Raw genomic sequence first — 10,224 nt, 5'->3', positions numbered from 1 at the left:
GGTCATCCTGACCATGGGGGACCGCCCCAAGGAACTCAGGGCGCTGCTGGACTCGGTCGCCGCGCAGGAGGGCGAGCCGGTCGAGGTGGTGGTCGTCGGCAACGGCGCCGAGCTGTCCGATCTGCCGGAGGGCGTGCGCAGCCTGGAGCTGCCGGAGAACGTCGGCATCCCCGGTGGCCGGAACGTGGGCATCGAGGCGTTCGGGCCGGGCGGCTCCAATGTCGACGTGCTGCTGTTTCTGGACGACGACGGTCTGCTTCCGGACAAAGGCGCGGCCGAATTGATTCGCTCGGCGTTCGACGCGGATCCCCGGCTCGGCATCGTCAGCTTCCGTATCGCGGACCCGGACACCGGCGTCACCCAGCGGCGCCACGTGCCCCGGCTGCGCGCCTCGGACCCGCTGCGCTCCTCCCCGGTCACCACGTTCCTGGGCGGCGCGACCGCCGTCCGCACCCAGGTCTTCCAGCAGGTCGGCGGCCTGCCGGACAACTTCTTCTACGCCCACGAGGAGACGGATCTGGCCTGGCGGGCCCTGGACGCGGGCTGGAACATCCACTATCGCGCCGATCTGCTCCTGCTCCACCCGGCCACCGAGCCGTCCCGGCACGCCGTGTACCACCGCATGATCGCCAGGAACCGGGTGTGGCTGGCCCGCCGGAACCTGCCGCTGCCGCTGGTGCCCGTCTACCTGTCCGTGTGGCTGCTGCTGACCCTGCTGCGGCGGCCCCCGCTGTCCGCCCTGAAGGCGTGGTTCGGCGGCTTCGTGGAAGGCTGGCGCACCCCGTGCGGTCCACGGAGGCCGATGCGTTGGCGTACGGTATGGCGCCTGACCCGGCTCGGACGACCTCCGGTCATCTGACAAGCTCGGGTCTGAGAACATCCAGGAGCCGCCCATCGCGGCTTCTTCCAGCCTGTGCCCTGTGAGGACGAATTTCCAAGGTGAGCGAGACCACGCACGACAGTGCGCCCACCCGTGAGGTGACGCCGGCCGAACTGGCGGCGCTGCACGGACTGTCAGTCAGCGGTGCCCGCCCGTCACTGCCGGCGTACGTGCGGCAGTTGTGGGGGCGGCGGTATTTCATAGTCGCCTTTTCCCAGGCGAAACTTACCGCCCAGTACAGCCAGGCGAAACTCGGCCAGCTCTGGCAGGTCTTCACCCCGCTGCTCAACGCCCTGGTCTACTTCCTGATCTTCGGGATGCTGCTGGGCGGTCGCGGGGACATGGGGAACGACGAGTACGTCCCGTTCCTGGTGACCGGCGTCTTCGTCTTCACCTTCACCCAGGCGTCGGTGCTCGCCGGTGTGAAGTCCATCTCGGGCAACCTGGGCCTGGTGCGGGCCCTGCACTTCCCGCGCGCCTCGCTGCCCATCTCCTTCTCGCTCCAGCAACTCCAGCAGCTCCTCTACTCGATGGTCATCCTGGTCGTCGTGATGCTGAGCTTCCAGCACTGGCCCACCTGGAGCTGGTTCCTGGTGGTCCCGGTGCTGGTGCTGCAGTTCGTCTTCAACGCCGGGCTGGCGATGCTCTTCGCGCGCTGGGGGAGCCACACCCCGGACCTGGTGCAGCTCATGCCGTTCGTCCTGCGCACCTGGATGTATGCCTCGGGCGTCATGTTCCCCCTGCGCTACATGGTCGAGAAGACCGCGAAGTGGCCCGGCTGGGTGGCGGATATGCTGGAGGCCAATCCGGCCGCGGTGTACATGGACCTGATGCGGTACGCGCTCATCGACGGCCCGTATCACGACACGATTCCCGCCAACACCTGGCTGTTCGCGCTCGGGTGGGCGCTGGTCGCGGGGATCGGCGGTTTCGTGTACTTCTGGAAGGCGGAGGAGCGCTACGGCCGTGGCTGACAAGGACAGTTCCACCGGGCTGGTGGTGGACGACGGCCGGGTCCCGACCGTCATCGCGGACGATCTGCACATCGTCTACCGCGTCTACGGCGGGGGCGGCCGGGGCAACGCGACGGCGGCGCTGCGCCGCATCATCCGCCGCGAGCCGCCCGCGCGGGTCCGCGAGGTGCACGCCGTGCGCGGCGTCAGCTTCGTCGCCTACCGCGGCGAGGCCATCGGCCTGATCGGCACCAACGGCTCGGGCAAGTCGACGCTGCTGCGCGCCGTCGCCGGGCTGCTGCCCGCCGAGCGCGGCAAGGTCTACACCGACGGCCAGCCCTCGCTGCTCGGCGTCAACGCCGCGCTGATGAACGACCTCACGGGCGAGCGCAACGTGATACTCGGCGGGCTCGCGATGGGCATGACCCGCGAGCAGATCCGGGAGCGCTACAAGTCGATCGTGGAGTTCTCCGGGATCAACGAGAAGGACGACTTCATCAGCCTCCCGATGCGGACCTACTCCTCGGGCATGCAGGCCAGGCTCCGGTTCGCCATCGCCGCCGCCAAGGACCACGATGTGCTGATGATCGACGAGGCGCTGGCCACCGGCGACAAGAAGTTCCAGCGGCGCTCGGAGGCGCGGATCCGCGAGATGCGCGCCGAGGCGGGCACGGTGTTCCTGGTCAGCCACAACAACAAGACGATCCGGGACACCTGCGACCGGGTGCTGTGGCTGGAGAAGGGCGAGCTGGTCATGGACGGTCCCACCGACCAGGTGCTGAAGGCGTACGAGGAGGAGACCGGGAAGTAGGCCGCCCGCCGGATCCTTCCACCGCCCCGCACCGCGTGTCCGGGGCGGCGCTTATCTGATCACAAGGTAGAAATACAAGCATGACGGCAACGGAGAGGGTGGTCCGCCCGTGCTGACCGCCCCCGAGGGCCGGCACACGGAGGCGGTGCTGGCGAAGGCCGCCCACGAGAACTTCCCGGTCGCCCCCCGCTTCCTGCCCCGCGCCTGGCGCGACGACCTCATGGCCGTCTACGGCTTCGCCCGCCTCGTCGACGACATCGGCGACGGGGACCTCGCGCCCGGCGGCGCCGACGCCGTCCTGCTCGGCCTCGACGCCGCCCGCGCCGACGACCGGCTCGCCCTGCTCGACGCGCTGGAGGCCGACCTGTGGCGCGTCTTCGGCGGCGGCCCGGGCGGCCCGGGCGGCTCCCCGGCCCCGCCGCCGCGCCACCCGCTGCTGCGCGGCCTGGTGCCGACCGTGCGCCGCGCCGGGCTCACGCCCGACCCGTTCCTCGCGCTCGTCGAGGCCAACCGCGTCGACCAGCGGGTCCGCCGGTACGCGACCTTCGAGGACCTCCTCGGCTACTGCGAGCTGTCCGCCAACCCTGTCGGCCGCCTCGTCCTCGCCATCACCGGCACCGCCACTCCCGAGAGCGTCCGCCGCTCCGACGCCGTGTGCACGGCGCTCCAGATCATCGAGCACCTCCAGGACGTCGCCGAGGACCTCGCCCGCGACCGCGTCTACCTCCCGGCCGACGCCATGCGCCGCTTCCGCGTCACGGAGGCCGACCTCGCCGCGCCCACCGCGAACGCCTCGGTACGCACCCTGGTGGCACACTTGTCCGAACAGGCCCGTAGGCTGCTGGACGAGGGCGCGCCACTGCTCGGCGACGCCCCCGGGCGGCTGCGGCTGCTGCTCGCCGGGTTCATCGGCGGCGGCAGGGCGGCGGCCCGGGCCATCGCCGACGCCGGATACGACGTGCTGGCAGGGCCACCCCGGGCCACCAGGGGCGGGCTGCTGCGCGCGGTGGCGACCACCCTGCTGAGAAGATCGTGAGCGGACGCCCGTGACCAAGAGCCCCCCGCTGCCGCCGCCCGTCGCCGCCGCGTACCGCTACTGCGAGACCGTCGCCGCCCTGAACTCCAGGAACTTCAGCTACGGCGTCCGGCTGCTGCCCGCGCGCAAGGTGCTCGCGCTGACGGCCGTGTACGCGTTCTCCCGGCGCGTGGACGACATCGGTGACGGCGGACTGGCGCCGGCCGTGAAGGAGACCCGGCTGGCCGGGGCCCGCGCCCTGCTGGACCGGGTGCGCGCCGGAGAGATCACCGAGGACGACACCGATCCCGTCGCCGTCGCCCTCGGCCACGCGGCCGGACTCCACCCCCTGCCGCTCGGCGCCCTGGACGAGCTGATCGACGGCGTCCTCATGGACGTGCGCGGCACGACGTACGAGACCTGGGAGGACCTGCGCGTCTACTGCCGCCGCGTCGCGGGCACCATCGGCCGGATCTCGCTCAGCGTCTTCGGCCTGCCGCCCGGCACGCGCCACACCGGCCGCGCCGAGGAGGCCGAGAGGTACGCGGACACCCTCGGGCTCGCCCTCCAGCTCACCAACATCCTCCGCGACATCCGCGAGGACGCGGTCAACGGCCGCACCTACCTGCCCGCCGAGGACCTGCGGAAGTTCGCCTGCCCCGGCGGCACCGGCCTGCTCGCCCCGGGCCCCGAGGCCGACTTCACCGGGCTGGTGCGGTTCGAGGTCCGGCGCGCCCAGGAGCTGTTCGCGGAGGGCTTCCGGCTGTTGCCGCTCCTCGACCGCCGCTCCGCCGCCTGCGTGGCCGCCATGGCCGGGATCTACCACGGGCTGCTGGACCGCATCGCCCGCGACCCCGCCGCCGTGCTGCGCGGGCGGGTCACCCTGTCGCCCGCCCGCAAGGCGCTGGTCGCCGCGCGCGGCCTGACCGGCGTCGACACCCGCCGGGCCGCCCGGCGGGTGGGGTCATGAACGCCCCGCCCGCCCCGTCGCGGACCGCCGTCGTCGTCGGCGGCGGGCTCGCCGGACTCACCGCCGCCCTCGGCCTGGCCGACCGCGGGCACCGCGTCACCCTGGTCGAGACCCGGCCCCGGCTCGGCGGCCTGGCGTTCTCCTTCCGCCGCGACTCGCCCGTCGGCACCCTCACCGTCGACAACGGCCAGCACGTCTACCTGCGCTGCTGCACCGCCTACCGGGGCTTCCTCGACCGCGTCGGCGGCACCTCGCTGGCCCCCCTCCAGCCCCGCCTCGACGTGCCGGTGCTCGACCCCGGCTCCGGGCGGCTCGGCCGCATCCGCCGCACCGCGCTGCCCGTCCCGCTGCACCTGGCGGGCTGCCTCGCCCGCTACCCCCACCTCTCGCCCGGCGAGCGCGCCGCCGCCGCGCGGGCCACGTTCGCGCTGCGCCGCCTCGACCCCGAGGACCCCGCGCTGGACGGCCAGGACTTCGCCGGCTGGCTGCGGCGGCAGGGCCAGACCGCCCGTGCCGTCGCCGCGCTGTGGGACCTCATCGGCATCGCCACGCTCAATGCCCGCGCCGAGGACGTCTCCCTCGCCCTGGCCGCCATGATCTTCCGCACCGGGCTGCTGACCGAGCCCGCCGCCGCCGACATCGGCGTCCCCCGCGTCCCGCTCGGCGAGCTGCACGACACCCTCGCCCGTGCCGCCCTGGACCGCGCCGGGGTGACCACGCTGCTCGCCACCCGGGCCGGACGGCCGCGCCCGGCCCCCGGCGGCGGCTGGCGGATCGCGGTCACCTCCCGGGACCGGCGGGACCGGCGGGAGCTGACCGCCGACGCCGTCGTGCTGGCCGTGCCCCAGGGCGCCGCGCACCGGCTCCTGCCGCCGGACGCGCTGCCCGACCCGGACCGGCTGCTGGGCATCGGCACCGCGCCGATCCTCAACGTGCACGTCGTCCTCGACCGGCGCGTGCTGCGCCGCCCCTTCTTCGCCGCGGTCAACAGCCCCGTCCAGTGGGTCTTCGACCGCACCACCTCCTCCGGGCTGTCCGGCCTGCCCGGCGGCGCGGGCGCCCAGTACCTGGTGCTGTCCCAGTCGGCGGCGGGGGAGGAGATCCAGCTCCCCGCCGACGTGCTGCGCAAGCGGTACCTGCCCGAGCTGGCCCGGCTGCTGCCGCCGGTGGCCGGGGCGCGGGTCCTCGACTTCTTCGTCACCCGCGAACGGGCCGCCACGTTCGCCCCCGCGCCCGGCGTCGGGCGGCTGCGGCCCGGGACGGCCACCCGCGCCCCCGGTCTGTACCTGGCCGGCGCGTGGACCGCCACCGGATGGCCCGCGACGATGGAGGGCGCGGTGCGCAGCGGCCTGGCCGCGGCCCGCGCGGCGGCCGGCGGAGGGCCGGTCCGGGCCCACAGCCACGAGCGACACGAGGAGAGTGTGTGAACCCGGCACAGCCACTGAGCGACGGTGCCGTACCGGCACTGCTGGAACGGGGACGGGCGCTGGCCGCGCCGGCGCTGCGCGCCGCGGTCGGCCGCCTGGCCCCGCCCATGAACACCGTCGCCGCGTACCACTTCGGCTGGATCGACGCCGAGGGCCGCCCGTCCGACAGCGACAGCGGCAAGGCGGTGCGTCCCGCGCTCGCCCTGCTGTCCGCCGAGGCGGCCGGCGCCGCGGCGGAGACCGGCATCCCCGGCGCCGTCGCGGTCGAGCTGGTCCACAACTTCTCCCTGCTCCACGACGACCTGATGGACGGCGACGAGCAGCGCCGCCACCGGGACACGGTGTGGAAGGTGCACGGCCCGGCGCAGGCCATCCTGGTCGGCGACGCGCTTTTCGCGCTGGCCAACGAGGTGATCCTGGAGGCCGGCACCGACCGGGCGGCCCGTGCCGCGCGGCGGCTGGCCGCCGCCAGCCGCAGGCTCGTGGACGGGCAGGCCCAGGACATCGCCTTCGAGCACCGCGAGCGGGTCAGCGTCGCGGAGTGCCTGGAGATGGAGGGCAACAAGACCGGGGCGCTGCTCGCCTGCGCCGCCTCCATCGGCGCGGTGCTCGGCGGCGCCGACGAGCGCCTGGCGGACAGCCTGGAGCTGTTCGGCCACCACCTGGGCCTCGCCTTCCAGGCCGTGGACGACCTGCTGGGCATCTGGGGCGACCCGCGCAGCACGGGCAAGCTGACCTGGAGCGACCTGCGGCAGCGCAAGAAGTCGCTGCCGGTCGTCGCCGCGCTGGCCGCCGGGGGGCCCGCCGCCGAACGGCTGACCGCGCTGCTGACGGCCGACGCGAAGAAGAGCCGGCAGGAGTTCGACGACTTCGACGAGGCCGAGTTCGCCGTCCGGGCCGCGCTGATCGACGAGGCCGGCGGGCGCGCGTGGACCGCCGCGGAGGCGCGCCGCCAGTACGAGGCGGCCGTCGCGGCGCTGCACGGCGTGGAGATGCCCGGGAGCGTCCGGGACCGGCTGGTGGCCCTGGGCGACTTCGTGGTCGTGCGGCAGAAGTGACCGGCGGGGGCCCGCCCGGCGGCCGGCTCAGCCGTCCGTCAGCAGTTGGTCGCGCAGCCGGTCCCGGTCCGCCGCGGTGAGGCCGAGGCCCTCGGCCAGATACCGCTTGGTGCCGCCCCACACCGCGTCGATCTCGTCGAACGCCGTCTGGAGGTACTCGGCGCGGGCGTCGAACAGCGGCGCCAGCAGCTCCGACACCTCCGCCGACAGCACGGTCCCGCCGCCCTCGGTGGCGGCGCCCCGCCGTATCAGGTACCGGCGGTGCGGCGCGTTGGACTTCAGGTAGTCGGCCGCGATGGCCTCGCGCTCCACGCCGAGGGCCAGCAGCGTCACCGCGACGGTCAGCCCGGCCCGGTCCTTCCCGGCCGAGCAGTGCATCAGCACGGGCACGCTCCCCGCGGCCAGCGCGCGCACCACCCGGCCGTGCTCGGCGGTCTTGCGGTGGATCATCCAGCGGTAGGAGGCGACCATCCGGCCGACGGCCTGCCCCTGGCCCAGCGCGGCCCGCAGCTGGGCGAGGTCCCCGTCGCGGACCAGGGCCCAGAACTCGCTGCCGTCGGCCGGGTCGGTCAGCGGAAGGTTGACGTTGCGCACGCCGGGGAGGGCGACGTCCTGCCCCTCCAGGGCCTGGTCGGCGGAGTTCCGGAAGTCGAAGACCGTGTGCAGTCCGAGCGAGGCGAGGTACGCCTGGTCGGCGGCCGTGGCACGGGCCAGGTGACCGCTGCGGAAGAGCCGGCCGTGCGCCACCCGCCGCCCGTCGGCGGTGGGCAGGCCCCCCAGGTCGCGAAAGTTGCGCACTCCTGTCAACACCGTCTCGGCGGACTGCTGCTGCGTCACGGACTCTCCTCCCGTAGCGGCCATGGCTCCAGGCTGACCATACGACAAGGCTCGTTGTAACAGTCCGGTCATGCGGCGCAACACCTCACCGGCGACGGCGGGAGAGCGCCAGAGTGAACCCTTCGGGCATGAGGGTCAGCCGCTCCACGACCTTCAGCCGGTAGTCGGCGTGGTCGTGGAGGTGGTAGCGGCGCAGCAGCAGGCCGAGCACCAGGGTCGCCTCGTGGAGGGCGAACTGGCGCCCGATGCAGGCCCGCTCCCCGGTGCCGAACGGCTTGAAGACGTGGCCCGGCCGGGCCCGGACGCGCTCGGGGAGGAAGCGGTCGGGGTCGAACCGCTCGGCGTCGGCCCCCCAGACGGACGGGTCCCGGTGCAGCACCGGGATCAGCACCACGGCCCACGCCCCGGCGCGCATCGGGTACTTGCCGCCCAGCAGCGTGTCCTCGCGGGCGGCGCGGACGAAGCCCGGGGCCGTGGGCCACAGGCGCAGCGCCTCGTCGAGCACCCGGCGCACGTGGCGGAGCTTGCTGACCTGCTCGTAGCCCGGGTCGCCGTCCGGTCCCCAGACCCGGTCGACCTCCTCCTGGGCGCGGGCCATGACCTCGGGGTGCTTGGCCAGGTAGTACAGCGCGAACGACAGGGCGCCCGACGTCGTCTCGTGGCCCGCGACGAGGAAGGTGATGACCTGGTTGCGGATGTTGGCCGGGTCCAGGCGCGCGCCCGTGCCGGGCTGCGCGGTGTTGAGCATCAGGCCGAGCAGGTCGTCGGTGCGGGTGTCCCCGGCGGCCACCCGCTCCCGGACGATCTCGTCCACCACGGACGCCATGAACGCGGTGCAGGCGGCGTTGCGCCGGTCGGCGCGGCGGGTGAGCAGCGGGCCGATCACCGGAGGGATGATCACCCGCTGCTGCGCGGTGTGCAGGGCGCCGACCATGGCGGTGACGAAGGGGTGCGGCTCGTCGCGCTCGAAGGAGCCGAAGTCGTAGCCGAAGCCGGTGTTCCCGATGGTCTCCAGCGTCAGCTTGGTCATGTCGCCCGGTACGTCCACCGGCGTGCCCTCGTCCGCGCGGGCGTCCCAGCGGCCCGTCAGCCGGGCGGCCATCCGGAGCATCGTGGGGTGGTAGCGGACCATGGCCTCGCGGGTGAAGGCGGGGGCCAGGATGTCGTGGGCGCGCTGCCAGCTCGGCTCCTCGTTGTGCGCGGTGAACAGGCCGTCCCCACCGACCGAGCGCAGGCTCTCGACGCCCAGGACCACCCGCTTGGCGAACCGCGACTCGTCCACCAGCTCCGCCACCAGGTCGGCCCCGGAGACGACGACGATCCGCTGGCCGAAGATGTTCCGGTGGAAGATCGGGCCCAGCTCGGCGGCCAGCCGCATCGAGCCCTGCACGGGCCGCTTCGGCGAGGTGGCCAGGATGTCCCCCAGGAACGGCACCCGGAACCTCGGGTGCGGGATGTCGCCGATCCGGGGCCAGAGCGCGGTCGCCGCCGCCTCCGTTGTGGTCACGCTGCTTCCCCTCCAGCCGGTCCCGCACACGCGTCTTGTTGAACCCGATTCAACAGAACCTTCGGCGCCGGCCGAACAGGTGTCAAGTAGTCTGTCGGGGTGACCGAGAAGGCCGTGCGACAACCCGGTGCCGGACGCGCCCGCACCCGGCTGGACACCGAGCGCCGCCGGGAGCAACTGCTGAGGGTGGGCGTTCAGTTGTTCGCCGAGCGCCCCTACGAGGAAGTGTGGATCGAGCAGGTCGCCGAGCTCGCCAGCGTCTCCCGCGGTCTGCTGTACCACTACTTCCCCACCAAGCGGGACTTCTTCCTCGCCGTCGTCCGCCGCGAGGGCGAGCGCATCCTCGGCATGACCGCCACCGACCCCGGCCTGCCCATGGACGAGCGGCTGCTGGCCGGTCTCGACGTCTACCTCCGCTTCGCCGAGGAGCACTCCCAGGGCTACCGCGCCTTCCACCGCGCCATGGCCACCGGCGACCCCGAGATCCGCGCCATCTACCAGGAGCTGCTGGACGCCCAGGCCGCCCGCATCGTGGCCGCCCTGGAGCCGGCCCAGTGCCTGGGGCCCGACGCGCTGCGGACGGCCGTGCGCGGCTGGCTGTCGTTCGTCACCACCGTCTGTCTGGACTGGCTGGAGAACCGCCGGCTCACCCGCGACGAGGTCCGCGACCTGTGCGCCCGCGCCCTGCTCGGCGCCGTGGGCGGCTGAACGACGGCCGGTTCACACACTCTTTCTTCCCCGCCCCCTTCTTCCCCCGACCCCGCCC

Annotated in this window: 10 protein-coding genes; 8 read left to right on the top strand and 2 right to left on the bottom strand. The window is 73.6% G+C overall.

Annotated features, from left to right (window positions below; translation table 11 throughout):
• Positions 1–13 precede the first annotated feature (13 nt).
• The 7 genes from ACSNOC_RS09400 to ACSNOC_RS09370 all read left to right on the top strand — a co-directional run bounded on the left by ACSNOC_RS09400 (position 14) and on the right by ACSNOC_RS09370 (position 7,114).
• The gene (locus tag ACSNOC_RS09400) at positions 14–859 is read left to right on the top strand and encodes a glycosyltransferase family 2 protein (RefSeq protein WP_436746871.1); all 846 of its coding nucleotides are present in this window, start codon (positions 14–16) and stop codon (positions 857–859) included.
• Positions 860–939: 80 nt separating this feature from the next.
• Positions 940–1,854 carry an ABC transporter permease gene (locus ACSNOC_RS09395; protein WP_436746840.1) on the top strand — a complete coding sequence of 305 codons (915 nt, stop codon included), beginning with the start codon at positions 940–942 and terminating at the stop codon, positions 1,852–1,854.
• The gene (locus ACSNOC_RS09390) at positions 1,847–2,644 is read left to right on the top strand and encodes an ABC transporter ATP-binding protein (protein WP_436746839.1); all 798 of its coding nucleotides are present in this window, start codon (positions 1,847–1,849) and stop codon (positions 2,642–2,644) included. Before ACSNOC_RS09395 ends, ACSNOC_RS09390 begins: the two co-directional genes overlap by 8 nt.
• 109 nt (positions 2,645–2,753) lie before the next feature.
• Positions 2,754–3,680 (top strand): squalene synthase HpnC, encoded by a 927-nt coding sequence (gene hpnC / locus ACSNOC_RS09385; protein ID WP_436746838.1) that lies wholly within the window; start codon positions 2,754–2,756, stop codon positions 3,678–3,680.
• 10 nt (positions 3,681–3,690) lie between these two features.
• Positions 3,691–4,629 (top strand): presqualene diphosphate synthase HpnD, encoded by a 939-nt coding sequence (hpnD, locus tag ACSNOC_RS09380; protein ID WP_436746837.1) that lies wholly within the window; start codon positions 3,691–3,693, stop codon positions 4,627–4,629.
• Complete coding sequence (gene hpnE, locus ACSNOC_RS09375) at positions 4,626–6,056, top strand: hydroxysqualene dehydroxylase HpnE (RefSeq protein ID WP_436746836.1); 1,431 nt, start codon at positions 4,626–4,628, stop codon at positions 6,054–6,056. Before hpnD ends, hpnE begins: the two co-directional genes overlap by 4 nt.
• Positions 6,053–7,114 (top strand): polyprenyl synthetase family protein, encoded by a 1,062-nt coding sequence (locus ACSNOC_RS09370; RefSeq protein WP_436746835.1) that lies wholly within the window; start codon positions 6,053–6,055, stop codon positions 7,112–7,114. Before hpnE ends, ACSNOC_RS09370 begins: the two co-directional genes overlap by 4 nt.
• Before the next feature lie 27 nt (positions 7,115–7,141).
• Here ACSNOC_RS09370 and ACSNOC_RS09365 read toward each other — a convergent pair whose 3' ends face one another.
• Positions 7,142–7,951 (bottom strand): tyrosine-protein phosphatase, encoded by an 810-nt coding sequence (locus ACSNOC_RS09365; protein ID WP_436746834.1) that lies wholly within the window; start codon positions 7,949–7,951, stop codon positions 7,142–7,144.
• Positions 7,952–8,036: 85 nt separating this feature from the next.
• The gene (locus ACSNOC_RS09360) at positions 8,037–9,458 is read right to left on the bottom strand and encodes a cytochrome P450 (RefSeq protein ID WP_436746833.1); all 1,422 of its coding nucleotides are present in this window, start codon (positions 9,456–9,458) and stop codon (positions 8,037–8,039) included.
• A gap of 99 nt (positions 9,459–9,557) precedes the next feature.
• Here ACSNOC_RS09360 and ACSNOC_RS09355 point away from each other — a divergent pair, with 99 nt between their 5' ends.
• Entirely contained in the window at positions 9,558–10,166 is a 609-nt protein-coding gene (locus ACSNOC_RS09355) for a TetR/AcrR family transcriptional regulator (RefSeq protein WP_436746832.1), read from the top strand.
• Positions 10,167–10,224 lie beyond the last annotated feature (58 nt).

Source organism: Streptomyces sp. URMC 129, assembly GCF_051386415.1.
Classification (GTDB): Bacteria; Actinomycetota; Actinomycetes; order Streptomycetales; family Streptomycetaceae; genus Streptomyces.
The sequence above is the reverse complement of the archived record's forward strand: the minus strand, read 5'-3'. Positions and strand labels throughout refer to the sequence as shown.

Excerpts from the sequence above, each read along its gene's own strand:
- ACSNOC_RS09400 (WP_436746871.1), top strand. The coding sequence starts at position 14 with ATGGGGGACCGCCCCAAGGAACTCAGGGCGCTGCTGGACTCGGTCGCC.
- hpnE (WP_436746836.1), top strand. The coding sequence starts at position 4,626 with ATGAACGCCCCGCCCGCCCCGTCGCGGACCGCCGTCGTCGTCGGCGGC.